We start from the raw sequence: 24,437 nt of genomic DNA on the forward strand, positions 1-24,437 counted from the left end.
CCTGCACCTGAGCCCATGGCCACGCTGATCACCCAGGTGAAGAGCAAGCTCTTCATCCGCTCGTCGCAGAAGTCGGTGCACGCCCTCGACGGCGCCTACGCATCGCTGCTGCGCGGGCGCAGCCTCGACTTCGAGGATCTGCGCCCCTACGAGTTCGGCGATCAGGTGCGCGACATCGACTGGCGCGCGACCGCGCGGCACGGCGAGCCGCTGATCAAGCGCACGAAGGCGACCCGCAAGCACACGGTGCTCTTCCTGATGGATTCCAGCCGAGGGATGCGGGCTCTCGCCGAAGACGAGGGCAGCAAACGCGACCTCGCGGTGCTGCTCATGGGCGCTCTCGGCTTCCTGACGGTGCGCCACGGCGACGACTTCGCGGTCGTCTACGGCGACAGCGACCGCGTGCGCCGGCTGGCGACCGGCAGCAGCGAGGGCGCGCTCGAGCACGCGCTGCGCACGGTCAGCGCGGCGATCGACGCGAGCTCCGCCGCCGGCGATCGGGATGCCCTGCTGCGCTACACCGCACGCACCATCTCCCGCCGCATGATCGTCGTGCTCATCACCGACGAGGCACCGCTGACCGCCGAGACCGAGGGGCTGCTGCGCCGGCTCACCGTGCAGCACGACGTGCTCTGGCTGACCGTGCGCGACGCCGACCCCGTGATCCGCCCCGGATCCGGCGGCACGCACCGCCGAGATGTCGACAGCGACTGGCTGATCCCCGACTTCGTGCACGGCGACGCCGAGGTGATGGCGGAGGTCGCCGCCGATGAGGCCGCGCACACCGCCCAGCGGGACGCCACGCTGCGGCGTCTCGAGATCACGCACGCCGAGTTCGGCGGCCAGGCCAGCGCGGTGCCCGCGCTGCTGACCATGCTCAACAGGAGGTCGCATGCCCGCTCCTGACGAGCTCTACCCGCCCGCGCAGTACGGCTGGGGCTGGCTGGTGCTGGCCATCGGCATCCTGCTGCTGCTCGCCGCGGGCGCCTGGCTGCTGGTGTTCCTCACGCGGCCGAGGCGCAGCATCCACCTTCCCGGCGAGACGGCATCCGCCCCGCCGACCGCGGAGGTGCTCGCGCAGCTGCGGGGCGAGTACCTCGCCGACGTGCAGCGCATCGAAGACGCATACCGGTCGGGGAATATGCCGCCCCGACAGGCGAACCTCGAGCTCAGCCGCGCCGTGCGCGCGTTCGTCAACGAGTACTCGGGTCTTGAAGCGCCCGTGCTCTCGCTCGACGATCTGATCGCCCGCGGCGTCGATCCGGCGCTCATCGACGCGATCCGCCGGCACTACTACCCGAGCATCTTCCAGCGCGGCCCCGCGATCGACCCGATCCACGGCGCCGAGGCCGCCCGCAAGGTCGTGACGACATGGCACTGAACCTGTGGTGGATGCTCCTCGTCGCTCTCGGCGTGCTGGTCGCGGCGATCGTCGTCGGGGTGCTGCTCGGCATCCGGTCGAGGGTGCGGCCGGATGACCGCCCGGCCGCCCTCGTCTCACGCGCCGAGCGCCTGCGCAGCCTGCCGTCGTTCCGCACCGCGGTGCGACGGCGGATGACCCTGCTGTCGGGCATCGTCGCGCTCGGAGCCGTCGCCGTGCTGCTCGGCGGCGTCGTCGCCGCGCGCCCCATGGCGCCGAAGACCGTGCAGCCGGTGAACACCAGCCGCGACATCATGCTCTGCCTCGACGTGTCGGGGTCGATGTCGGAGGTCGACGTCGAGGTGCTGAGCGTGTTCGAAGAGCTGCTGAAGGGCTTCGAGGGCGAGCGGATCGGGCTCACGATCTTCAACAGCTCGCCGGTGCAGGTCTTCCCGCTCACCGACGACTACACGTTCGTGCGCGAGCAGCTGCAGAACGTGCGCGCCAGCTTCGACTACGTCGACGAGACACCGGAGCACTGGGTCGGCACGCTCAACGGACCCGGCGCCTCGCTGATCGGCGATGGACTCGCCGCGTGCACCATGCGCTTCGACCATGAGGACGACGAGCGCAGCCGGTCGGTGATCCTCGCGACCGACAACGAGCTGGCAGGAGCGTCGATCCTCACGATCGAGGAGGCCGCGCAGTACGCGAAGTCGAAGGGCGTGCGCGTCTTCGCGCTCAATCCCGTGCAGGGCAAGGACGCGCGGGTCAGCGCGCAGCTCTCGGATGCCGCCGCGCTCACGGGCGGGCAGTCGTACGCGCTGCGCGACACGACGACGGTCGGCGACATCATCTCCGAGATCCAGAAGCAGGAGGCGACGGCGCTGAAGGGGCAGGCGCAGGTGGTGCTCGTCGACAGCCCGAACCTGTGGATCGCGCTGATGCTCGTCGCCGTGCTCGGTTTCGTCGTGCTGCTGATCTTCGTGCGGGATGCCGGCCGTGCGCGAGACCCCGGAAGCGCTCGCGACGCCGGCGGCGCTCGGGATGCCGGTGAGGTGCGCGCATGATCCTCCAGCCCGTCCTGCATCCGATCCTGCTGGCTCTGCTCTGCGCGGTGCCGGCGTTCTTCGTGATCCGCGCGCTCGTGCGCGGCCCGCAGCGCGGCCTCTGGGCGCTGCGCCTGGGCATGATCGTCGTCGTGTTCGCGATGCTGCTGCGCCCCGGCATCCCCGGCGGCAGCTCGCAGACCCTCGCGACCGACACCGATGTCGTGATCGTCGTCGACACGACCGCGAGCATCGTGGCCGAGGACTGGGCCGGGGGCCGGCCGCGCATCGAGGGCGTGCGCGCTGACGTGCAGGCCATCGTCGACGAGTACCCCGGCGCTCGTTTCGCGCTGATCAGCTTCGACGCGGCTGCGCAGCTGCGCCTGCCGCTGACGACGGATGCCACCGCGCTCATGTCGTCGCTCGACGTCATGCGGCCCGAGGTCACCGACCAGTCGCGCGGATCGACGATCGGCATCGCGAACCGGATGCTGGCCGACACCCTGTCGGCGGCGGCGAAGGCGTCGCCCGAACGCGCGCGCATGGTGTTCTACCTCGGCGACGGCGAGCAGACCGCCTCGCGCGAGCCGGAGTCGTTCGCATCGAGTGCGAAGTACGTCGACGGCGGCGCCGTGCTCGGCTACGGCACGACCGAGGGCGGCCCGATGAAGAAGACCACCGGGGCCGGCGCCGCGGCCGGCGGCTACATCGAATATCAGGGCGCACCCGCGATGTCGGTGATCGATGAGGACAATCTGCGCCAGGTGTCGGAGCAGCTCGGCGTCGAGTACCAGCACCGGACGGCGGATGCCGGGATCGAGCTGCCCGAGGCGCCGGGCAGCACCACCGACTACGCGGCCTCGGGCGAGGTGGGCAACGTCATCGAGCTGTACTGGATCGCCGCTCTTGTGCTGATCGTTCTGCTGGCCGTGGAGGTGGCGCTCGCGACGATGTCGATCGTGCGGCTGCGCGGACTCTCGACCGCCGCGCGACGCGAGAAGGGGTCGACCTCATGACCGCCCCCGCCAACGGCGATGCCGCTGCGGCCCTGCTCGCCGTGAACCGTCGGCGCCGCAGCATCCGGCGCTGGGTCGCCATCGCGACCCTGCCGCTCACCCTCGCCGCGCTGCTGCTCGTCGTCAAGCTGCTCAGCATGTACGCGTTCGCGCATACGTCGATCAGTTCGTTCGTCTCGGCGGAGTACGCCGAATCGGAGTCGGCCGCGCGCGGGCAGGACGTGCTGAACTGGTTCGAGCCCGTCAGGGCGCCGTACAACATCGGCACCGCTCTAGGCGGGGCCGACGAACTGGATGCGGCGCGGTCTGAGCTCGAGCGGGCGGTTCCGCTCGCGCAGGGCCTCGAGGTGTGCCCCGTGCTCATCAACCTCTCTCTCGTGGTCGAGCGGCAGGGCGATGCCGCACAGGCCGACGGCGATGCCGCGCAGGCGGCAGAGCTGTACGGCGAGGCGCTCGAGATCACCGTCGAGACGCCCGAGGAGTGCCGCAGCGACGAGGCGCAGCAGCAGTCTCCGCAGCCGGATCGCGACATGAGCGACACGCTCGACGAGAATCAGCAGCGTCAGCAGCAGAAGCGGCAGCAGAGTCAGCAGCCGCCCGAGCAGCCGCAGCAGCCCGAACAGGGCGAGGGCGAGCAGTCCGAGACCCCGCAGGACAAGCTCGACGACATCGAAGACCGCCTCAACCAGGGCGCCCAGGAGCGCGAGGACCAGCTCGGCGAGGGCCAGGGCGACGACGGTGACGGCGGCGGCGGAACGGACAAGCCGTGGTAGATCGTCAGCGCAGCAGGTACGTCGGCGGCGCCGAAGGCGCGCCGCCCCTTCCCCCGCCCGGCGGGTACGCGGGCGCCGCCCGTGCACGAGGAGGGCTGGATGCTGCGGCGGGCCTGCCCCAGGCATCCGGAGCCACCTACACCGACCCATCGGCGGTCGCACGGAAGCAGGGAGTCAACGCCCTCGGCCTGGCCGCCATCTCGGCGACGGCGATCTTCGCCGTGATCCTGCTGCTGCTTATGCTCGCCGGCGGCACCGACGCCCTCTACGGCGTCACGCTGCTCGTGCTGCAGCTGGCGATCGTCGGCCTGATCGTGGCGGCTCTGCTCACCCCGCGGGGCCGGATGCTGGGGGCGATCGCCCTCGCCGTCTCGCTCGTCTTCAACGTCGCGACGGTCGGCGCGATGGGTGCGCTGCAGTCCGCCGCGAATCAGGCGTACGACGGCACGAAGTCCGAACAGCAGCGGCACGAAGAGGCGTATCCGGCGGTGAAGGACCACTCGCCGCAGGATGCCCTGAGCGGCCCGTCTCTGGAGGAGGTGCAGGCCGAGGGCGATGCGCTGATGGCGGCGATCCGCACGCGGGTCAGCGAGCGCTTCGGCTACACGTGGGTGCAGAACGGCACGGCCGACGTCAGCCCCGAGCGCAACGGCTACGGCGGCGAGTCGATGCTGCAGAAGTACACGTCGACGGTGTGGACGACCGAGCAGCCGGTGCAGGACGACGCCCGCAAGCGCGAGGTCATGCAGGTGATCGGCGAGGTGCTCGTCGAGCGGGGCATGAGCGATCTGTACTCGCTGAACCAGGTCGGCACCGGCATCTCACCCGACATGGTCGCGAAGCTGTACGGCTCGACCGAGCCCGCCCGACAGCACACCTGGGAGTACTACAGCGACAGCTACCCCGACCCGATGCGCTTCTACGCCTACGCCTACGACCTGTCGAACGACCCGACCGGGGAGTTCCGCACGCAGCGCGAGGCGATCGCGACGCAGACCGGCGAGCCGCTCGAGGGCATCCAGCTCGTCGTCTTCGCCCGTCGCGTGCTGCCCGAGGGCGACCGCGTCGAGTTCGAGAAGCGCCTGCAGGAGTACCCGGGGTTCTGACGGACCGAACTCGGGCCCGCATACGGCTCGCGCCGGCCGTCGCTTCACCCTCCTACGGCAGCTCGTCCACCGGCACGTGCTCGTCGCCGGGCAGCTCCGGCTCGTCGATCGGCTTGAGGTCCTCGACCGCCGGACCTTCCAGCAGGGTGCCGTCGGCGGCGAAGCGCGAGCCGTGCAGCGGGCAGTCCCACGACCGCTCGGCGCTGTTCCACGACACGATGCCGCCGAGGTGCGTGCAGACGGCCGACAGCCGGCACGTCACTCCGTCGACGGTCGAGACTGCGGCCGGCTCCTTGTCCTCCGCACCGACGACGCCCTCGCCCTCGGCGGGCGGCTCGTCGGGCAGCGGGTGAAGGCTCCCCACCCATCCGGATGCCAGCTCGCCCGCCACCTGCGCGTTCGCGACGACGCTGTTCGCGACGTCCTTCGGCAGGGTGATGCGGTGGTGCAGCGTCTTCGCCCACGAGATGTTCCCGTCGAGGATGTCGGCGGTCATGCTCAGCGCGGCGGCGACCCCGTTGGTCATGCCCCACTTGTTGTACCCGGTGGCGAGCGCGACGTGCTTGCCGGTGCGCGGCATCCAGCCGACGAACGGCACCAGGTTCATCGACTGGTAGTCCTGCGCCGACCACGCGTGCGTGCGCACGGCACCGGGGAAGTGCTGCTGGGTCCACTGCTCGAGGTCGTCGACGAGGCGCTGCGTGTCGTCCTCCCGCCCGACGACGTGGCCGTTGCCGCCGACGAGCAGCAGCTCCTCGTCGCCGACCGGCGCGTCGGTCGGACCGCCGACCGGCGCGGTGCGCAGCGAGCGACCAGGGGAGTCGATCGAGAGGTACATGCCCTGCGGCAGTCGAGCGCCGGGCACGCGGTACGCCTGCGCGTACGAGCGCAACGGCTTCACCTTGGCGAAGTACAGACCGCGATCGAGAATCGGGATGCCGGTGGCCAGCACCACCGTGCCCGCCCACACCTCACCGAGCGAGGTGGTGACCCGGCTCGGCTCGCCCGTCTCGACATCCTTCACCCGCGCGCCCTCGACGATCATCGCTCCCCGCTCGCGCAGGTCTGCGGCGAGCGCGGCGAGCACGTCCATCGGATCGAACTGCGCCTGATCGGCCAGGCGCAGACCGCCGTGCGTCTCGAACGGCAGGTCGAGTGTGTGCACCCGCTCGACGTCGAGTCCGGCCTTGCGGCACGCCTCGTACTCGGCATCCAGCTTCTTCATCCCGTCGGCCGTACCCGCATACGTGTACGCGTCGCGCCGCTGCACGGCGACGCCGTGCTCGTCGAGGTAGCGCAGCATCCACGCCTGACCCTCGCGGTTGCCCTCGACGTACGCCTTGAGCACGTGGCTCGATCCGCGCGACAGGATGCCTGAGAGCACGCCGCCCTGCAGCAGGCTCAGCTTCGCCGTGGTGTTGCCGGTCGACACCGCGCCCACGAAGCGCGACTCGAACACGGCGACCGACAGGCCGGCACGGGCGAGAAGCAGCGCGGTGGTGAGTCCGGTGATGCCGGCGCCGGCGACCACCACGTCGTAGTGCGCGCCGGGTTCGAAGGTGTCGCAGGGGATGCGCTCACGCTGGTCGTCGAGCCACAGGGACGTCACGATGGTCTCCTTCGCTGGGGGCGGGGTGGGCCACCAGTACATCCCGGTGGGGCATCGACCGAAGGGGGCTTGACATCTGCGCCGCAGCGACGGGTGCGGGTGTCCTACGCTGGCATCTGGCCGCGCGCCGCGGACTTCGATCGATCAGGGAGATCACTTGCCCGAGCACACTCTTCTCGCCATCGACGCCGGACAGACGGGCATCAAGACCCGCCTGGTCGCGGCCGACGGAACGGCCCGGGAATGGCTGTTCCCCGGCGTGCTGACCGACCGACCCCTCACGCCGCAGCTCGCGGCCGTCGTCGCCGAGGTCGCTCGCGTCACAGACGAGGTGCCGTCGACCATCACCTTCGGCGTCTCGGGTCTCACCTCGGCCGACAGCGAGGCGGATGCCCTGCTGCAGCACCCCGATCTCGCCGACGTGCACCGCATCGTCGTCACCCACGACTCGGTCACGTCGTTCCTGGGTGTGCTCGGCGACCGTCAGGGCGGAGTGGTCGCCGCCGGAACCGGCGTCGTCACGCTCGGCGTCGGCCCCGAGCACTCGACCCGCGTCGACGGCTGGGGCTACATCATGGGCGATGCGGGCAGCGGATACTGGATCGGCCGCACGGCGCTGGATGCCGTGATGCGCGCGCACGACGGGCGCGGCCCCGCCACCACCCTCACGGCTGTCGTGCAGGAGCGCTGGCCCGACCTCGAGACCGCCTACGTGCCACTGCAGGCATCGGAGGACCGCGTGCGCACGGTGGCGTCGTTCGCCGCACCGACGGCACAGCACGCGGCATCCGGAGACGAGGTCGCGATCCGCATCTGCCGCGAGGCCGCGACCGAGCTGGCCACCGCGGTGCTCGCCGCGCTGCGCGTCACCGACGCACCTGCCGACGCCGCCGTCGGCGCTATCGGCGGGGTGTTCGGGTCGGACCTCATCCGCTCCGCCTTCGAGAGCGCCGTGCGCGCCGAGCGACCGGATGCCCGTTTCGTGCCGCCCGCGGGATCCGGCCTCGACGGCGCGGTGGCGCTGGCGCAGCTCGGCCCCGCGCATCCGCTCCGCGAGCGCTTAGTGGAGCGCGTGCGCTGACCGACAGAGCGAGTCTGTCTCCGTCGGACATGGATCGGGACATCTGGCGGACGGCCGAGGGCCTGTCCCGCAGGAGCACTGCTGAATCCCGGTCAGAGCCCGCTCACCACTCCGCGACAGAGATGGACAGGTGCGCATCGAGGGCCTGGATGCACGCGCGCGGATGTCCTACGATGACATTCAGCGGCGACCATGCCGCCCGTGCACTTCAGGAGAGCCCATGAACCCCGACCTCCTGGCGATCGACGCCGGTCAGACCGGCAGCAAGCTGCGCCTGCGCTGGAGCGACGGCGCCACACGTGAAGACGTGGTCGCCGGTGTGCTCACCGACCGGGCGCTCGTGCCCCAGCTCGCCGAGATTATCGAGAAGGCCGCCCACGTCGCCGGCGCGCCCGGCATCGTGTCGATCGGGCTCAGCGGACTCACCGACGCCGACACCACCGCGGGCGACTTGATGCGCCGTCCTGGTCTCGGTGGAGTCCAGCGCCTGCTCGTCGCGCACGACTCGATCACATCGTTCCTCGGGGTGCTCGGCGATCAGCCGGGCGCCGTCATCGCCGTCGGCACCGGCGTCGTCACCCTCGGGGTGGGGCCCCGCAGCGCTCTTCGGGTCGACGGCTGGGGCAACATCATGGGAGACGCGGGCAGCGGCTACTGGATCGGCCGCCAGGCACTCGACGCCGTGATGCGGGCCCACGACCGCCGCGGACCCGCCACCGGCCTGACCGACGTCGTGCGCGAGCGCTGGCCCGACCTCGAGGCCGCCTACTTCTCTCTGCAGAACGCGCCCGACCGCGTGCGCATCGTCGCGTCGTTCGCCCGCACGACGGCTGAGCTCGCCGCCGCCGGCGACGCCATCGCGCACGGCATCTGCCTCGCCGCGGCCGACGAGCTCGCACTGTCGGTGGTCACCGCCCTGCACGAGACGGATGCCCCGCACGACGCGGCCGTCGGCGCCACCGGAAGCGTGCTGCAGTCGACGCTCATCCATGACGCGTTCACGCAGAGCGTGCTCGCGGCCCGTCCCGGCTCGCGCTTCGTACCCGCCGCGGGCACCGGACTCGACGGCGCCGCCGCACTCGCAGACCTCTCGCCTCAGCATCCGCTCCGCCACAGCCTCGCCGAGGTGACGCGCGAACCGGAGCTCGTCCCGATCGGAGCCGCCTCATGACGACCCCCCTGTTCCTCGAGATCGACAACGCTCCGCGCGACTACGCCTGGGGCCTCGTCGACGGCGTCGCACATGTGCGCGGCACGGCGCCCACCGGGCGCAAGGAGGCCGAGCTGTGGCTCGGCGCGCACCCGGCAGCCCCGAGCCGGGTCGTCGGCGACGCGCCCTGGCAGACGCTCGACGAGTGGGAGCGCGAGACCGGTGAGGCCCTGCCGTTCCTGCTCAAGGTGCTGTGCGCGGCAGAGCCGCTGTCGCTGCAGGCGCACCCGAGCACCGCTCAGGCTCAGGAGGGCTTCGAGCGCGAGAACGCCCTCGGCATCCCCCTCGACGCCCCGCACCGCAACTACCGCGACCCGCACGCCAAGCCCGAGATGATCGTCGCCCTGCACGACGGGTTCGAGGCGCTGTGCGGATTCCGTCCCGTCGCCGATGTGCAGGCCGACCTGCAGGCGCTGGCCGAGCTGATCGACGGCGACGCCGACGCGTCGGCCGCGCTGTCGACCTGGCAGCAGCACCTGGCCGGCGCCGACGGCATCCGGCACGCATTCCTGTGGCTGCTGTCGGGTGACGAGAGCCTGCCTGCGCTTGTCGCGGCCGTCACCGAAGCCGCGACTCGGGATGCTCGTCTCGCCCTCCTCGCGCGCATCGCCGAGGCGCACCCCGCCGACCCCGGAATCCTCGGCGCGCTCATGCTGCAGCACATCACCCTGCGCGCCGGCGAGGCGCTGTGGCTGCCCGCCGGCAACATCCACGCGTACCTGCGCGGCTCGGGCATCGAGCTGATGGGTCCGAGCGACAACGTCATGCGCGGCGGCCTCACCGGCAAGCACATCGACACCGTCGAACTGGACCGGGTGCTCGATGCGCGTGAAGGCGGAGACGCACGTCTGGTGCCCGAGGTCGTGTCCGACGGCATCCGCGTCTTCCGGCCGGCCGGGCGCGGCACCCCCGACGACCCCGGGTTCGAGCTCTACGCCGTCGCGTCCGACGGTGAGATCGCGTTCGACGGCGCGGCCATCGCCCTGGCCACCGACGGAGAGTTCGAACTGGCATCCGAAGACGAGCGCATCGCGGTGCCGCGCGGCCGCGCCGTGCTGATCTCACGGGCGGCCGCGGTGAAGGTCTCGGGCGCCGGGCGCCTCTTCATCGCCGCGGGCTGATCGACGGCCTACGACGAGGGGCTCCGTTCCTGATGGTACGGAGCCCCTCGTCGTGCAGCGCCCGGTCAGACGACTGTCAGGTGCAGCAGGATCGCCTGCGCCGGCCACAGCGTCGGCAGCTGCAGCCCGATCTCGCGCAGCACGCGCCCGCTCGCCTCGAACTCGCCGGCTGAGAGCCAGCCCGGCGTGACCCAGCCCCACTCGGCCTTGCCGACCGCGTCAAGCACGCGGCCGCGGTAGCGCCGATCGGGGTCGAGGCCGTCGAGCTGCACCCGCTCGGTCAGCGCCTCTCGTAGCGCGGCCACGGTCGAGAACGTCCAGACGGCCTCGCTGCGGTCGACGGCCACGACTCCGCGCACGCGCAGGGCGGGGTCGAGGACGTCGGGGTGCACGACCTCGCCGCTGTGCAGCACCGGTCGCAGCTGCTTGTAGATGGAGGTGAAGGCCGTGATCTGCTCGAACTCGTCGTCGCTGCAGTCGAGCAGGTTCCATTCGAACCCCGCCGACCCCTGCAGTGAGGTGATGATGCGGTACGACAGGTCGAGTACGCGGCCCGACGAGTGCGCGGGCGAGGGACCCACGTGGGCCCCGATCAGCTCGGGCGGCAGCAGCAGCTCGGTCCAGCGCTGGATGTCGTGCCGCTCGATCGCATCGTTCGAATCCGACGCCCACACGCGGTCGGTGTGCTGCAGCACGCCGAGGTCGCTTCTGGCGCCGCCCGACGAGCACGACTCGATCTCGATGCCGGGGTGGTCGGCTCTGATCCGCTGCATCAGCCGGTACGCCGCCAGCGTCTGCGCGTGCGTGCCAGGGCGGCCCTCGTGCAGGGCCTCGACGAGGTCCCGGTTGTGATCCCACTTGATGAACTCGATGCCGAGCGCGGCGATCAGCTCCGACATCCGTGCGCGCAGGTGCTCGAACGCCTCGGGGTTCGCGAGATCGAGCACATACTGCGTGCGCCACGACAGCCCTTCGGGGCTGGGCACCGAGGCCGGGTTCCCGAGAATCCACTCCGGATGCCGGCGCGCGAGGTCAGAGTCGAGATTGATCATCTCGGGCTCGAACCACAGACCGAACTGCATGCCGAGTTCGTGCACGAGCTGAGAGAGAGGCTCGAGGCCCTCGGGCCATGTCTCGCGGTCGACGATCCAGTCGCCGAGGCCCGCGGTGTCATCGCGTCTGGCCGGGAACCAGCCGTCATCGAGCACGAAGCGCTCGACGCCGGCCTCGGCGGCACGTCTGGCGAGACGCTCGAGCGTCTGGGGCACGTGGTCGAAGTAGACCGCCTCCCACGTGTTCAGCACCGCAGGGCGCGGGGTGGTGGGGTGGCTCTCGCGCGAGCGCATCCAGGCGTGGAATCGACGTGAGATGCCGTCGAGCCCGGCTTCCGACCAGGCGAAGTACGCGACGGGGCTGCGGTAGCTTCCGCCCGCCGGGAGGCGGATCTCGGTCGGGCGCAGCAGCTCTCCGGCGCCGATCATCGTGACGTGCTCCGTCATGCGGTCGACGCGATACGTGAGGTCACCGCTCCAGCCGAGGTGCACGGCCCAGATCTCGCCCGTGCGATTACGCGGTGCGCCGACGCTCGCCACAGCGACCCACGGGGCGTCGTGACCACCACGGCCACGGCGCGATTCGCGCAGCGTCGGCCCCGAAGGCATGTCGTACGTGGTGGGCTGCTTCTCGCCGGTCCACCGACCGCCGAAGGTGGTCAGCTTCTCGGCCCTCTTGGGCACCGGGAGGATGGCGTCGAGCCGTGCGACATCGAGGTGGCCGTCGCCGTCGTTGCGCAGCTCGTGCTCGACCAGCACCAGTCCGCCCTCGGCGATCTGCACCGATGAACGCAGCACGAGGCCTGCGCTCTCATCGCGGGCGTCGAAGACCAGCCCGCTCTCGAGTTCATCGACGCCGTGAACCCGCCATCGTGGGAAGACGGGCAGGCCGTCACGCGTGACCAGCAGCCCCGGAGTGCCGGCCCAGCCGTCGGCCTCCTGCGGCACGATCGGCACGCTCCAGGCGGCGTCGAGCGTACCGGGCGCGGTCTGGCGTGAGGTGATCAGATCGAGCTCGGCGGCAGCGATCGTCTCCACCCCGAGGTCGGCGCCCCAGTGCGCGATCGAGGGCAGACGCTCGTCAGCGAGGCGGAGGGCGACGGCCACGCCGTCACGGCGCAGCATCCGTATGTCGTCGTTCATAAAACTCCAGCGTTCAGTGGTTTCGGGGATTCAGCGGGCCCTCACGGCCTCGATCTCGTGGTGGCCCTCGGAGAAGTGGAGATTCAAGCCCCGCACGTCGCCCAGCAGCGCCAGGCAGTCGGCCGGCAGGCTGGTCAGGTCGATCGCGACGGTGCCGGCGCTCTCGGTCCAGCCGCTCTGCGTTGTCTCGCACCAGGTCCAGTCGGGCCCGAGCTGCAGCGCCGCCTTCGTGTCGAGCCCGCTGGTCTTCGACACGTCGATCAGCAGCTGCGTGCGCTCGCTCAGGTCGACGCCGCCCGTCCAGCTCAGCCAGTTGCCGCCGGCTCCGGGGTCGACGCGCAGCACGCCGTCGCCCGCCGTGGCCGCGCCGCCGTTGGTCTCCCACGAGGCGATCGTCCAGCCCTGCGCGCCGCTGCCGAAGTCGGCGAGCGTCACCCCGGCGGATGCGGTGATGAACGCGTCGGTGCGGTGCAGCCAGCGGGCGATGTCGGCGCGGTCGATCTGCGCGTTCACGCCGAACTTCGTCGCCGACTGCGGAGCGACGATGCCCTGCTCGACCGCCCATGACAGCGCGTCGGCCGAACGGGCCGGCACATCCGAGAACCGCTGCGCTGCCGTCGGCTTCGGTGCGCCCGCCAGTCTCCACAGCGCCTCCGCCACCGCGAGCCGCTTCGTGGTCGCCGGCGCCCCGGCATCCGCCCGGTACGCCGCGAAGATCTCGGCGGCCTCGGCCCGCTTCAGCGCACGCTGCGGGTGGAAGGCGCCGTTGCGGTCGCCGAGATCGAGCACGGTGTCGTGCAGCCACACGATCGCATCGTGATCGGCGCTGTCGCGCGGCACGTCGCGGTACACCGGCGCCGGCGGTGTGCCGGGCACCGCGCGCAGCTCGTCGAGCACGAGCGACCCGCTCGTGGCCCCGCCGTCGACGGCGTTGACGTAGATGTTGAACTGCGTGGTCTGCGCCCGCATCTCGGGAGTGAGGCGGGCGTCGGCGTGCGCGGTGTCCCACGGGGCGGGGCGCCAGTCGGCGAACGGGATGCGCACGAGCGACGGCTCATCGCCGCTGAGTGACGGGTACGCCTCGAAGGCGATGCCGCCGGCCGAGATCTGCAGCACGAGCTTGTTTCCCGAGGCATCCGGGTCGATCCACGCCTCGAACTCCTCGAAGGCCGACCAATCGACGCTCAGCTGCTTGCCGACACCGGTGTACGACTGGGTCGCGAACGAGTAGCCGAGCCGCAGGGCCTTGTCGCCGCCGCCCACCGCGCCGTCGGCGGCGCGCTGCAGCGACATGGTGTTGGCGCCGTACTGCACGAACTCACTCTGCAGCGCGGTGTCGTCACCGTAGCCCTCGAAGTCGTCTACGACGCCGGGTGCCAGCACAGGCCGCTCTCCGAGGATCACGGCCGAGGTGGCCGAATCGATCTGCTCGCCCGCGGCCGAGACATGCAGGGTGAGCTCCCGGGTCGAGTTGTCGCGCAGCGCCGCGGGGATGCTCCACTCGCCCGTCCACCACAGGGATCCGCCCTGAGGAGCGGACAGCTCGATCGACTGGTCGGTGCCGGCGACCGTGACGTGCACGCGGTCGACGCCCTCGAATTTCTGCACCGACGCCCGCAGCACAGTGCTCTCGCCCGCGACTCGCGCGCCGCCGGCCGGCGAGGCCAGGTGCGCGACGGGCGCCTCGGGAACGACCTCCACCTGACGGTCGAAGACGCCGTCGAGGTCGCTCGCGAACAGCGTGTACGAGTCGGCGTGATACCCGAGGAAGTCGGGCAGCATCTCGCCCTCGGTCGGCGTATACGGCGTGGTCGCGCCACCGAAGTTCGCCCAGGTCATCATGAACGTCGTGCGCGCGGCATCCGGATCCGCCTTGATGGCGCCCAGCACATCCTCGTACCAGTGCGGGTTGGGGTTCTCGCCGTCGGGGCGGATGCCGCCGGTTATGCCGAACTCGGTGAACGCGCTCACCTTGCCGCGCTCGTCGGCAAGACGGGCGAGCATGCCGAGGTCGTCGGTCAGCCCGTCGAGGAACGCGGTCGACGCCTTCTCGTCATACGTGTCGTAGCCGAGCACGTCGATGAACTCGTCGCCCGGGTAGGTGCGCAGGTACAGCTCGGCGTCGCCGCCGAAGCCGCCGCCTGGCGAGAAGGCGTAGAGCAGGTTGTGCACGTCCTTCACGTCGCGCAGATACTCGACCGTGAAGCGGTACAGCTCGGCGTACTCGCCGGGGGTGCCGAACGCCGCGCCCCACCAGAACCACGATCCGGCGTTCTCGTGCCACGGGCGGAAGATCACCGGCACCAGGTCGCCGCTCTCGTCGACGGCCGATGTCGCGGCGAGCGCGATGTCGTCGAGGTAGGCGGTGAGCTCGGCGTGCTTCGCTCCGCCGGGCAGCACCGAGCGCAGCGCGTCGCCGGAGGTGTCGTAGAAGTCGCCGCCGGTGGCGAAGTTCTCGATGTGCGCGCTGAGGGTGACGATGCCGCCCTGCGCATCGGCCTCGACGAACGACTGCCCGAGCCGGCGCGCGTTGACCTCGCGGCTCGCATCCGCCTCACCTGGGCGCTCGCGGCCCTCGATGATGAGGGTGTCGAAGCCGAAGACCGCCGGATAGTCGCCCGTCGCGGCCTTCACGTCGGACGACGTGCCATCGCGCTGCTCGAACGTCTCGCCGTAATCGGTGGTGTGCTGGTGGCCGAACAGGATGCCTTCGCCGCGCACGTCTCGCAGGTACGAGAACAGGCTGCGGGTCTCGGCGGTCGCCTCGTCGTCGACCAGGTCGACCGGGGCGGACGTCGCCGGCGCCGCCGCTGTCGGCTGCGCGGCAGCCGGGGTGGCGGTGGCGGATGCCGGCGCGGCCAGCGCTGCGAGGAGCGCTGCCGCACCGGCCAAGGCGGTGAAGCGGATACTGCGATTCATCGTCGAATCTCCTTGATCGGGGTGTGTGCGAACCGTCGGTTCAGCCGGTCGTGCGCTCCCGGTACGCGTCGCGCAGGAACGCGCCGGCGGGCTTGCCGTACGGGCAGTAGTCGTCGTTCGCGGAGGCGTCGGCCTCCGCGAACAGCGCGGGCGGCCAGTCCCAGAGCATGAAGCCGCGCATCCAGGGCCGGCGGTCGCAGGCGTCGAACATGGCACGGTAGTAGCGCAGCTGCTCGGCACCGGACGGCTCGCCGGGCAGGCTCCAGTCGTTGGGCTTGTCTGCCGAGCCGGTGCGCGACGGGCATCCGGCCTCCATGAAGAAGAACGGCTTGCCGGACGCCTCGACGACCTTCTCGATGCGGTCGAGCTCGGCATCCCACCGGTCGATCGGGTAGTACCCGCTCGAGGTGATCACGTCGACCGCGTCCCACCAGGTGACGTGGTCCTCCTGGTACTTGTCGCAGTTGTAGGTGACGACGCCCGAGTACACCTCGCGCACGTCGGCGATCAGTGCACGCCACTCGGCCTCACGGCCGTCGGCGCGCACCATCTCGCACCCCACGCAGAGCATCTCGCAGCCCTCCGCCTCGGCGAGACGGGCGGCATGCAGGATGAACTCCCGGTACGACGCGAACCAGTCGCCCCAGCTGGGCTCGCCGGGCACGTCCCAGTCGAAGAAGCCGATGTAGGCGCGCCAGGTGCCGTCGCTGACGTTCACGACCGGCTTGAGGCACACCTTCAGCCCGTGCGACTTCGCCTCGCGGATCGCCCAGACGATCTCGTCCTCGCTGACCGTCGGCGCCTGATCCCACGGCATCTCGGTCGACTGCGCGGTGGGCTGCTCGATGGCGTAGGCGATGGCGGTCCAGTTGACGGCGTGATCGGCCATCGCGGCGATGGAGGCGGACGCCTGGGGTGTCGCCCACGTGCCGCGGATGCCCGTCCACCCCCACGTCATGCCGGCGATGTAGTCGTTCATCGTACGACCAGCTCGTTCGCCGTGCGGACGACCTCGGGGGCGAGCAGCGCCGCGGGGTCGGCGTCGGCGGGGTGGCGCACGGTGAACGCGGCCGTCTCGCCAGGCAGCAGGGTGATCAGACCCTCGTGGGTGACGGCGTCGGGGTGGGCACGGTCGACCAGCAGCGTGAGGTCCTTGAGCAGGTTCTGCGCGGTGATGCGCACCTGGGTGCCACCCTCGACGGGCACGAGCTCAGTGGTGTACTGCGCCGCGACCAGCTGCGAGTCGCGCGGCTCGACGAAGAAGCGCACTCCGCGCACGCCGCCGGCCTCGGCCACGACGAGCTCACCGCCCGCATCGACGGCGGTCGCGACGCCGGCATCCGCCGGCACCTCGAGCGATCCGCGCGAAGCGACCGTGAACGGCACCCGGCGGGTCGCCCGAGCCTCGCCGTCGAACCCGATGCGGCGCACGACCAGCTCGCCTGACCACGGCTCGGCCGTGTCGTTGCCGAGCACGGCGGCAAGCCCGTCCTCGCGCGGCTGCAGCGAGATGACCCGCGGCGCGAACGCGCTCTTCAACGCGAACCAGAGCGGCTTGAGCCGCTCGTCGCCGTCGACCGCGGACCACGAGGTCACCGGCCAGCAGTCGTTGAGCTGCCAGACGATTGAGCCGGAATTGAGCGGTGCGAGCGAGCGGAAGTGCTCGAGCGCGAAGCGCACGGCCTCGGCCTGGTTCAACTGCATGGCCCAGTGCCAGCCCGACATGTCCGACGGCATGCGGTAGTGCGGCAGCAGGCCGCGGGTGAGCTTGTCGTTGCCGGCGTCAGCCTTCTGGTGCACGAGCATGCCGGGCGACTCTGGGGTGAGCGGGGCGTCGGAGATGCTGCGGGTGAGCGTGGTCCACGTCGCAGGTCCCTGCCATCCGAACTCCGCCACGAAGCGCGGACGGTGATCGAGGTACGTCGGGTAGTCCTGCCGGTTCCACTGCTCCCACAGGTGCATGGTGCCGTGTGCCTCATCGTTGGGATGCTGACCGTGCGGGCTGAACGGGCTGCCGTGCGAGTACGGCACGTGCGGAGCGAGCTCGTCGACCAGCTGCGGGAAGAGCTCGTGGTAGTAGTACGCGCCCCAGGTCTTGCCGTCCAGGTGCTCCTTCCAGCCCCAGTCCTCGTAACCCCACACGTTCTCGTTGTTACCGGTGAGCAGCACGAGCGAGGCGTGCGACGAAAGGCGCACGATCTGCTCGCGGGCCTCGGCCTCGATCTCGCCGCGCAGCGGCTCGTCCTCGGGATAGGCGGCGCAGGCGAACAGGAAGTCCTGCCAGCTCAACAGGCCCAGCTCGTCGCAGAGATCGTAGAAGTCCTCAGACTCGTAGATGCCGCCACCCCACACGCGAATGAGGTTGAGGTTGGCATCCAGCGCCTGGTGCATCCGCCGCTCGAGACGGGCGCGGTCGACGCGCGAGGTGAGCGCGTCGTCGGGGATCCAGTTGACGCCCTTCACGTACACCGGCTGGTCGTTCACGACCAGCGTGAACGGAGTGCCGTCGGCATCCGGCTCGTTGTTCCACCGCACCGAGCGGAAGCCGATCCGGCGGCTCGCCGCGGCGACCGCATCGCCGCCAGCGCCGAGCGTCACCTCAAGCGCGTACAGCGGCTGCGCGCCGTATCCAGCCGGCCACCACAGCTCCGCGGCAGGTGCGACAACAGCGAGGCATGTGCGGTCGACACCCGGGGGAATTATGGCGGATGCTGTGGCGTCGGCGACAGCGGCATTCACCTGCAGTTCGACCTCCGACGCCGAGCTCTCGCGCTCGACAACCACCTCGATCTCGGCGCGGCCGCCTTTCGCACCGGATGCCGCGGGCGCGGCGTTCACGCGCAGCTCGGCGATGCGCGCGACCGACCACGACTCCAGGCGGACGGGGCGCCAGATGCCGCTGGTGAAGGTTGCGATGCCCCAGTCCCACCCGAAGCTCGCGGCCGATTTGCGGATCGCCTCATAGGGCAGCGGATAGGGTCGGGGGCGCGCGCCGTACTCCATGCTCTTTTCGTTGGCGTAGCGCACAGGAGACCGGAACGCGACGACGAGGCTGTTCTCGCCCTCGATGAGGTGCTCGCGCACGTCGACGCGGTATGTGCGGTGCTGGTTGGCCGCCTCGAGGATCACCCTGCCGTTGAGCGTGACCGTCGCGACGGTGTCGAGCCCTTCGAAGACGAGGTCGTGACGCGCGTGGCCGTCGGCGTTCCAGGTGAACGTCGTGGAGTACGTCCAATCGACGAGGCCGATCCACTTGAGCAAAGCCTCGTTGTCGTCGAGGTAGGGGTCGGGGATCAGGTCGGCGGCGAGCAGGTCAGTGTGGACGCAGCCGGGGACGGTAGCCGGCACGGCGTCCGGCAGCGCGAAGGCGTCAGGGACGGGACCCGATGCTGCATTAAGCGTCCATTCGGTGTGCAGCGGGGTGCTGACAGGCGCAAGCGCGACGGTAGGGGCGATGTCGATGCTCATTTCACGGCTCCGGCGATGAGGCCCCGGTAGATCCACTTCTGCAGCAGCAGGAAGGCGACCAGGGAGGGGATGATGACGAGCAGCGTTCCGGCAGCGATGACTTCCCACTGCGTGTTGGTAGTGCTCTTGAAGTTGAACAGCGTCGTCGAGACGAGACCCTCGGACGGCAGGTAGAGGAACGGAGTGTAGAACTCGTTGTATATGCCGATGCCCTTAATGATCATCACGGTGGCGATAGCCGGCTTCAGAAGCGGGAGGATGACCCGCCAGTAGATCGTCCACCGGTTGGCACCGTCGAGCATGGCCGCCTCGTCGAGCGAGATGGGGATGGATGCCATGAACTGCATGAACAGGTAGATGGCGATGATGTCGGTGCCGGTGAACAGCAGGATCAGTGCGGCTTTGGTGTCATAGAGACCCAGACCGTTGATGAGCTGGAACGTGGCGACCTGGCTGGTGACGGACGGCACCAGCGTGGCGATCATGAACAACGCGATCACGAGCGTCTTGCCCCGGAAGGTGAAGCGGTCGAGCGCGTAGGCCGCCATGCTGCCGACGAAGATCGTGCCGGCCAGGGACACCGTCAGCACGATGAGCGTGTTCACAAACCCCTCGAGCATCGCCCCCTGCACAAACGCCGTCGAGAAATTCTCGAAGTTCAGCCAGTTCTCCGGCGGGGTCAGCGCACCGCTGCGCGCATACTCTCTGCCGTCTTTGAAGCTGGCGAACAGGATCGCCACCATCGGGAGCAGAGTGCAGAACGCTGCGAGCAGCAGGCTGGCGTACTTCGCGGTCTTGGCTCCGGCCACCCTGGCGCGAATGGCACCCATGCTGGGGGCGGTCCTCGCGTGCGTCACCGTGGTCATGACAGGTCCACCTTCTCGTCGGGGAAGAGCTTGCGCTGGATCCAGGTGACCAGCAGCACGATCACCAGCAGCACCACGGCCATCGCGGAGGCGAGGCCCACGTGGCTGAACACGAAGGCCTCCTGAACCGTCTTGATAACGAAGGTGGCCGTGCCGTTCGCGCCGCCGGTCATGATGAACGGCGTCTCGAAGGCCGACAGCGAGCCGGAGATCGCGAGGATCAAGCTGAGCGCGACGACCCGGCGGATGCCGGGGAAGATGATCGCCCAGAACTGCTGCCACTTCGATGCGCCGTCGATGTCGGCGGCTTCGAAGAGCTCGCTGGGGATCGACTGGATCGCGCCGAGGAACAGCACGAAGTTGAGGCCGGTGTAGCGCCACACGGAGGTGCTCGCGAGCGACCAGTTGGCCACATCAGGGTCACCGAGCCAGTGCGGCGGGTCGGTCACGCCGAACCAGCTGAGCACGATGTCGAGCGAGCCGTCGGGTGCGAACACGTACTGGAACATGAACGCGATCGCGACGCCGTTGATCAGGTACGGGAAGAACAGCACGCCGCGGAACAGGTTCGAGAAGCGGGTGCTGAAGCTGAGGATCGCAGCGAAGTACAGGGCCAGGCCCATCTGCACGAACGTCGCGGCGAAGTAGTAGAGGCTGACGAAGAAGACCTGGAAGATCTCGGGCCGGGTGAACACCGCGACGAAGTTCTCGACGCCGATGAAGTTCTTCTCGAGGTCGACGCCGTCCCAGTCGGTGACGCTGAAGTACAGCAGGTTCAGCGCCGGCCAGTAGGTCAGCAGCAGAAGCAGCCCGACGGCGGCCGCCAGGAACAGCCACGGGGTGAGGGTGGTCAGCATCCGCCGTCGTCCGGCCGGGCGCCGCCGCTGGGGGCGGCGCCCTTCCGTGACGACGAGGGCCGTCTGATCCGCCACGGCGGTATCGGGTGTCGTGAGGGCCATCGTCAGTGCTTCCTGCTGCGCTCGATCAGTTCTTGTTCTTCTCGACGGCCGCAGCCCAGCGCTTGTTCAGCTCGTCGAAGTAGCTGTCCTTGTCGCCGTCGGCGGCGCCGCGGGCGATGTCGACGAGCTTCTGGCGGTACACCTGGCCGTACAGGTCGATCTGCGCGTCGTTCGAGGTGTCGCTGAGCAGGCTCTCTTTGCCCTCGGGTGCCGCGGCCGGCTCGATGAGGGTGACGCCCGCCTCTTCGAGACCGCTGAGGTTGGCCGGCAGGTCGGCCGACTTCAGGGTCGAGACCATGCCCTGGTCGTCGGTGTAGCCCGACTCCTCCGTGAAGAACTCGATCCACGCCAGTGCGGCGGCCTTGTTCTTGGAGTGCTTGCTGATGGCGTAGCCGTAGTCGCCGTCGTTGGTGGCGTACTGCTTGCCGTCGACGTTCGCCGGCCATGCCATGTAGCCGATGTCATCGGGCGATGCGCCCGCCTTCTCGGCTGCGGCCTGCATCTGAGAGATCGCCCACGAGCCGAGCACCATCGTGCCGATCTTGCCGCTGCCGAACTCGGTCTTCGAGCTCTCCCAGTCGGTTGTGAGCGGGTCGGGCTCGGTCAGGCCGGCCTCGACGGAGTCGAACAGCAGCGAGTCGATGGCGTAGATGTCGGTGCCCTCGGTCCACGGCGCCTTGTCCTCGGCCATGTGGATCGCGGCGTCGGGGTCGTTCGTGATGGCGCCGAGGCTGCCCATACCCTGTGACAGCGGCCAGCCGTCCTTGTAGTTCGTGTAGAGCGGGATGGCGTCGGTGTTGTCCTTGATCTTCTCCAGCGCATCAAGCCACTCGTCGGCGGAGGTGGGCAGCTCCGCGATGCCTGCTTCTTCGAAGACCTTCTTGTTGTAGAGCACGCCGTTCGCGTTGCCGCCCGAGGCGATTGCGTACTGGGTGCCGTCGTAGCTGTGCTTCGCGGTGTAGCGGTACTTCTCGGCGAAGTCCGCGGTCTTGCCGAGTGGCTCGAAGAACTGCGCGAACTGGCCGGGCTTCACGGCCGAAGGGATGGCGAGCACGTCGCCGTACTTGTTGCCGTTGAGGCGGGTCTTGATCGAGTTCTCGTAGTCGTTGACTCCCTCGAACTCGACCTTCACGCCCGGGTGCTTCTTGGCGAACGCCTTGGCGTAGGCGTCGAACGTGCCGTCTGAGACGAGGTCGGTGCGATTGGTGAGCACCTTGATGCTGCCCTTCACCTCGCCGTCGATCGAGTTGCCGGGGTCGTTCGCGCCCGTGGACGAGCATCCGCTCAGTACCACGGCCGCGGCGGCGAGCACTGCGACGACAGCCGCTGCCTTCTTTGCCATGTGTGCACTCCTTGTCGGTTCACCCTTGAACTGGGGCGCCTCCCCCTCGGGTGGCTGCGGTGTCAGAGTATGCACGAACGCGCTGCCTTTGCAACTAAATGTCTTGGCTGTCTAGATCGCTGGCTGAATCGATTGAGTGCTCAGATCGTCGATTTTTCAAGGGTTTCTACGGGGATCGCGACGAACAAACTCAACTAATGTCTACTGAATGTCTTTCGACAGACACGCGGTTCCGCCGCCTGCTAGGCTCGACCAGGTCACACACCGCGAAGGAGCCGGGATGTCAGTGCAGCCGAGGGCGACGCTCGATGATGTCGCGCGCCTGGCCGGGGTGAGCTCCAAGACGGTGTCGCGCGTCTACACGCACCGAGACATGGTCTCGGCAGAGACGGCCGAGCGGGTGCTCGCGGCAGCCCGACGCCTGCGCTTCCGGCCGAACACCCTCGCACGCAACCTGCGCAGGGGCGGCGCATCGCGAACCATCGGCTTCGTCATGGGCGATCTCGCGAACCCCTTCTACTACAAGGTCGCAGCCGGTCTCGAAGAAGAGCTCAGCCGTCACGGATACGCCCTGCTCGTCGCCACGACCGACGACACTGTCGACGGCGAAGAGCGCGTGGTCGACGCACTGCTCGCCCAGCGCATCGGCGCTCTGCTGATCATCCCCGTGTCAGACGACCAGGCCTATCTCGAGGGCGAGCGCCAGCTCGGCACCCCCGTGATCGCGATCGACAGGCCCGCCCGCAACCTCGTCGCCGACTCGATCGTGCTCGAGAACCAGCGGGGCGCCTACGAGGCGGCCTCGCGGCTGCTGCAGCTGGGCCACCGCCGCATCGCGTACCTCTGCAACCCGGCAGACGTGTACACGCAGGTCGAGCGCCTGCGTGGCTATCGTGCCGCCATGGCAGAGCATGGGGTCGACGAGACGGCATCCCTCGAGTATCTGGTCGACGACCGCGACGTTCCCGCCGAGCAGACCGTTACCGCCGCCCTCGACGCCGCCGAGCCGCCCACCGCCCTGATCACCGGCAACAACCGCATGACGATCGGCGCACTGCGTGCCTTCCGCGCGCGCCCCGACCGGCCGGAGCCTGCGCTGATCGGCTTCGACGACTTCGACACCGCCGACGTGCTGGGCGTCAGCGTCGTCTCGTACGACCCGCAGGAGCTCGGGCGCCAGGCGGCGCGACTGACACTCGAGAGAGTGGCCGAGCCCACCGGTTTCACCCGGCAGATCGAGCTGCCCACCTGGCTCGTCGAACGCGGCACAGGAGAGAGGCCACCCGCCGATGCCACGCGATAAGAACGAGAGCCCCGCACCCAGGTCATCGGTCACGATCGCCGAGATCGCCGAGCGTGCCGGCGTCTCGCCGGGTGCGGTCTCGTTCGCGCTCAACGGACGCAGGGGCGTGTCCGAGAGCACCCGCGCACGCATCCTGCTCGTTGCAGACGAACTGGGGTGGATGCCGGGAACGGCCGCGAAGGCGCTCGCAGTGAAGAAGTCCAACAGCTTCGGGCTCGTGCTCGCCCGCGACCCCGACAACCTCGGCGTCGAGTCGTTCTACATGCAATTCCTCGCCGGCATGGAGCGAGAGCTCGCGCCGCGCAATCACGCTCTGCTGCTGCAGATGGCCCCCGACACCGCCAGCGAGCTGAAGACCCTGCGTCGCTGGCGCACCACGCGCCGGGTCGACGCGCTGCTGCTCATGGACATCAGAGTCGACGACCCCCGCGTGGCGTACTTCACCGAGCACAGCGAGTTCCCCTCTCTGGCAGTCGGCGATCCGAGCTCCGCACCGGGACTCACGACCGTGTGGACCGACGACGCCGAAGCCCAGCGCGAGGCGGTGCGCGCACTCGCCGCACTCGGTCACCGGCGCATCGCGCGTGTGGCCGGACTCGCCGGTCTCGTGCACACGCAGATCCGCGACGCGGCTTTCCGCGACGAGACCGCCGAGCTCGGCTGCGAGGGCGTGCTGCTGCGCACCGACTACACCGCCGACGAGGGCGCCCGCGTCACCGAAGAGGCGATCCGCTCAGAGCGCAGGCCGACAGCGTTCATCTACGACAATGACATCATGGCGATCGCCGCGCTGGGCGTGTTCGCCCGCGCCGGCATCCGCGTGCCGGAAGACGTGTCGGTGATCGCGTGGGACGACTCGCTCATCTGCCGTCACACGGTGCCCAAGCTCACTGCCCTCAGCCACGACGTCGTCGCCTTCGGGGCGCATGTCGCCCGCCGCCTGTTCGGTGTGCTCGACGGCGCAGCCCCTGCCGCGCACCTCGACTCGACGCCCCGGCTCGAGGTGCGCGAGTCGACGGGCCCTGCGCCCGCCTCACCCTGATCGCCCGCCTCTGGCATC

Annotated in this window: 19 protein-coding genes; 11 read left to right on the plus strand and 8 right to left on the minus strand. The window is 69.7% G+C overall.

The annotated features are described in order from the left end of the window. The first annotated feature begins 15 nt into the window (after window positions 1-15). Genes V2S04_RS00360 through V2S04_RS00385 form a run of 6 tightly spaced genes read left to right on the plus strand, consistent with a single transcriptional unit; the run spans window position 16 to window position 5,304 of the window. On the plus strand, window positions 16-906 hold the full coding sequence (locus tag V2S04_RS00360; protein ID WP_413636534.1) for a DUF58 domain-containing protein: 891 nt from the start codon (window positions 16-18) through the stop codon (window positions 904-906). Further along, a complete protein-coding gene (locus V2S04_RS00365; protein ID WP_413636535.1) occupies window positions 893-1,381 on the plus strand; it encodes a hypothetical protein in 489 nt (162 codons plus the stop codon). Before V2S04_RS00360 ends, V2S04_RS00365 begins: the two co-directional genes overlap by 14 nt. Continuing rightward, entirely contained in the window at window positions 1,372-2,430 is a 1,059-nt protein-coding gene (locus V2S04_RS00370) for a VWA domain-containing protein (RefSeq protein WP_413636537.1), read from the plus strand. The genes V2S04_RS00365 and V2S04_RS00370 overlap by 10 nt, the downstream gene beginning before the upstream one ends. Then, window positions 2,427-3,425, plus strand: coding sequence for a vWA domain-containing protein (locus V2S04_RS00375; protein ID WP_413636539.1), 999 nt, complete (start codon window positions 2,427-2,429; stop codon window positions 3,423-3,425). The genes V2S04_RS00370 and V2S04_RS00375 overlap by 4 nt, the downstream gene beginning before the upstream one ends. Continuing rightward, on the plus strand, window positions 3,422-4,198 hold the full coding sequence (locus V2S04_RS00380; protein ID WP_413636541.1) for a hypothetical protein: 777 nt from the start codon (window positions 3,422-3,424) through the stop codon (window positions 4,196-4,198). Before V2S04_RS00375 ends, V2S04_RS00380 begins: the two co-directional genes overlap by 4 nt. After that, window positions 4,192-5,304, plus strand: coding sequence for a hypothetical protein (locus V2S04_RS00385; protein ID WP_413636543.1), 1,113 nt, complete (start codon window positions 4,192-4,194; stop codon window positions 5,302-5,304). The genes V2S04_RS00380 and V2S04_RS00385 overlap by 7 nt, the downstream gene beginning before the upstream one ends. Before the next feature lie 52 nt (window positions 5,305-5,356). Here V2S04_RS00385 and V2S04_RS00390 read toward each other — a convergent pair whose 3' ends face one another. Further along, window positions 5,357-6,913 (minus strand): FAD-dependent oxidoreductase, encoded by a 1,557-nt coding sequence (locus tag V2S04_RS00390; RefSeq protein WP_413636545.1) that lies wholly within the window; start codon window positions 6,911-6,913, stop codon window positions 5,357-5,359. A 157-nt stretch (window positions 6,914-7,070) separates the two neighbouring features. Between V2S04_RS00390 and V2S04_RS00395 the strand changes: the two genes are divergently transcribed. The 3 genes from V2S04_RS00395 (at window position 7,071) to manA (ending at window position 10,325) form a co-directional block, all read left to right on the plus strand. Then, on the plus strand, window positions 7,071-7,994 hold the full coding sequence (locus V2S04_RS00395) for an N-acetylglucosamine kinase (RefSeq protein WP_413636547.1): 924 nt from the start codon (window positions 7,071-7,073) through the stop codon (window positions 7,992-7,994). 220 nt (window positions 7,995-8,214) lie between these two features. Next, window positions 8,215-9,165, plus strand: coding sequence for an N-acetylglucosamine kinase (locus tag V2S04_RS00400; RefSeq protein ID WP_413636549.1), 951 nt, complete (start codon window positions 8,215-8,217; stop codon window positions 9,163-9,165). Beyond that, window positions 9,162-10,325, plus strand: coding sequence for a mannose-6-phosphate isomerase, class I (gene manA / locus V2S04_RS00405; RefSeq protein WP_413636551.1), 1,164 nt, complete (start codon window positions 9,162-9,164; stop codon window positions 10,323-10,325). The genes V2S04_RS00400 and manA overlap by 4 nt, the downstream gene beginning before the upstream one ends. Window positions 10,326-10,390: 65 nt before the next feature. On the opposite strand, the gene V2S04_RS00410 is transcribed toward manA, so the two are convergent. Genes V2S04_RS00410 through V2S04_RS00440 form a run of 7 tightly spaced genes read right to left on the minus strand, consistent with a single transcriptional unit; the run spans window position 10,391 to window position 22,074 of the window. Next, complete coding sequence (locus V2S04_RS00410) at window positions 10,391-12,520, minus strand: alpha-galactosidase (protein WP_413636553.1); 2,130 nt, start codon at window positions 12,518-12,520, stop codon at window positions 10,391-10,393. A gap of 30 nt (window positions 12,521-12,550) precedes the next feature. Continuing rightward, on the minus strand, window positions 12,551-15,439 hold the full coding sequence (locus tag V2S04_RS00415) for a glycosyl hydrolase (protein ID WP_413636554.1): 2,889 nt from the start codon (window positions 15,437-15,439) through the stop codon (window positions 12,551-12,553). 40 nt (window positions 15,440-15,479) lie between these two features. Further along, window positions 15,480-16,418 carry a glycoside hydrolase family 113 gene (locus V2S04_RS00420; RefSeq protein ID WP_413636555.1) on the minus strand — a complete coding sequence of 313 codons (939 nt, stop codon included), beginning with the start codon at window positions 16,416-16,418 and terminating at the stop codon, window positions 15,480-15,482. Beyond that, window positions 16,415-18,907: a glycoside hydrolase family 2 protein gene (locus V2S04_RS00425; RefSeq protein ID WP_413636556.1), complete on the minus strand. Its 2,493-nt coding sequence runs from the start codon at window positions 18,905-18,907 to the stop codon at window positions 16,415-16,417. Before V2S04_RS00425 ends, V2S04_RS00420 begins: the two co-directional genes overlap by 4 nt. Continuing rightward, a complete protein-coding gene (locus tag V2S04_RS00430; protein WP_413637267.1) occupies window positions 18,904-19,737 on the minus strand; it encodes a carbohydrate ABC transporter permease in 834 nt (277 codons plus the stop codon). Before V2S04_RS00430 ends, V2S04_RS00425 begins: the two co-directional genes overlap by 4 nt. Before the next feature lie 32 nt (window positions 19,738-19,769). After that, the gene (locus V2S04_RS00435; protein WP_413636557.1) at window positions 19,770-20,732 is read right to left on the minus strand and encodes a carbohydrate ABC transporter permease; all 963 of its coding nucleotides are present in this window, start codon (window positions 20,730-20,732) and stop codon (window positions 19,770-19,772) included. 25 nt (window positions 20,733-20,757) lie between these two features. Further along, on the minus strand, window positions 20,758-22,074 hold the full coding sequence (locus V2S04_RS00440; protein ID WP_413636559.1) for an ABC transporter substrate-binding protein: 1,317 nt from the start codon (window positions 22,072-22,074) through the stop codon (window positions 20,758-20,760). Window positions 22,075-22,354: 280 nt separating this feature from the next. On the opposite strand from V2S04_RS00440, the gene V2S04_RS00445 reads away from it, so the two are divergent. Both V2S04_RS00445 and V2S04_RS00450 read left to right on the plus strand, forming a co-directional pair. Continuing rightward, complete coding sequence (locus tag V2S04_RS00445; RefSeq protein WP_413636561.1) at window positions 22,355-23,377, plus strand: LacI family DNA-binding transcriptional regulator; 1,023 nt, start codon at window positions 22,355-22,357, stop codon at window positions 23,375-23,377. Then, the gene (locus V2S04_RS00450; RefSeq protein ID WP_413636562.1) at window positions 23,364-24,419 is read left to right on the plus strand and encodes a LacI family DNA-binding transcriptional regulator; all 1,056 of its coding nucleotides are present in this window, start codon (window positions 23,364-23,366) and stop codon (window positions 24,417-24,419) included. The genes V2S04_RS00445 and V2S04_RS00450 overlap by 14 nt, the downstream gene beginning before the upstream one ends. Window positions 24,420-24,437: the final 18 nt, after the last annotated feature.

Origin of the sequence: Microbacterium sp. OR21 (assembly GCF_047306785.1) — a bacterium.
Classification (GTDB): domain Bacteria; phylum Actinomycetota; class Actinomycetes; order Actinomycetales; family Microbacteriaceae; genus Microbacterium; species Microbacterium esteraromaticum_E.

What these genes read in the sequence shown, in the direction of transcription:
- V2S04_RS00360 (WP_413636534.1), top strand. Translation starts at nt 16, where the DNA reads ATGGCCACGCTGATCACCCAGGTGAAGAGCAAGCTCTTCATCCGCTCG.
- V2S04_RS00365 (WP_413636535.1), top strand. Translation starts at nt 893, where the DNA reads ATGCCCGCTCCTGACGAGCTCTACCCGCCCGCGCAGTACGGCTGGGGC.
- V2S04_RS00370 (WP_413636537.1), top strand. Translation starts at nt 1,372, where the DNA reads ATGGCACTGAACCTGTGGTGGATGCTCCTCGTCGCTCTCGGCGTGCTG.
- V2S04_RS00375 (WP_413636539.1), top strand. Translation starts at nt 2,427, where the DNA reads ATGATCCTCCAGCCCGTCCTGCATCCGATCCTGCTGGCTCTGCTCTGC.
- V2S04_RS00380 (WP_413636541.1), top strand. Translation starts at nt 3,422, where the DNA reads ATGACCGCCCCCGCCAACGGCGATGCCGCTGCGGCCCTGCTCGCCGTG.
- V2S04_RS00400 (WP_413636549.1), top strand. Translation starts at nt 8,215, where the DNA reads ATGAACCCCGACCTCCTGGCGATCGACGCCGGTCAGACCGGCAGCAAG.
- manA (WP_413636551.1), top strand. Translation starts at nt 9,162, where the DNA reads ATGACGACCCCCCTGTTCCTCGAGATCGACAACGCTCCGCGCGACTAC.
- V2S04_RS00410 (WP_413636553.1), bottom strand. Translation starts at nt 12,520, where the DNA reads ATGAACGACGACATACGGATGCTGCGCCGTGACGGCGTGGCCGTCGCC.
- V2S04_RS00415 (WP_413636554.1), bottom strand. Translation starts at nt 15,439, where the DNA reads ATGAATCGCAGTATCCGCTTCACCGCCTTGGCCGGTGCGGCAGCGCTC.
- V2S04_RS00420 (WP_413636555.1), bottom strand. Translation starts at nt 16,418, where the DNA reads ATGAACGACTACATCGCCGGCATGACGTGGGGGTGGACGGGCATCCGC.
- V2S04_RS00425 (WP_413636556.1), bottom strand. Translation starts at nt 18,907, where the DNA reads ATGAGCATCGACATCGCCCCTACCGTCGCGCTTGCGCCTGTCAGCACC.
- V2S04_RS00430 (WP_413637267.1), bottom strand. Translation starts at nt 19,737, where the DNA reads ATGGGTGCCATTCGCGCCAGGGTGGCCGGAGCCAAGACCGCGAAGTAC.
- V2S04_RS00435 (WP_413636557.1), bottom strand. Translation starts at nt 20,732, where the DNA reads ATGGCCCTCACGACACCCGATACCGCCGTGGCGGATCAGACGGCCCTC.
- V2S04_RS00440 (WP_413636559.1), bottom strand. Translation starts at nt 22,074, where the DNA reads ATGGCAAAGAAGGCAGCGGCTGTCGTCGCAGTGCTCGCCGCCGCGGCC.
- V2S04_RS00445 (WP_413636561.1), top strand. Translation starts at nt 22,355, where the DNA reads ATGTCAGTGCAGCCGAGGGCGACGCTCGATGATGTCGCGCGCCTGGCC.
- V2S04_RS00450 (WP_413636562.1), top strand. Translation starts at nt 23,364, where the DNA reads ATGCCACGCGATAAGAACGAGAGCCCCGCACCCAGGTCATCGGTCACG.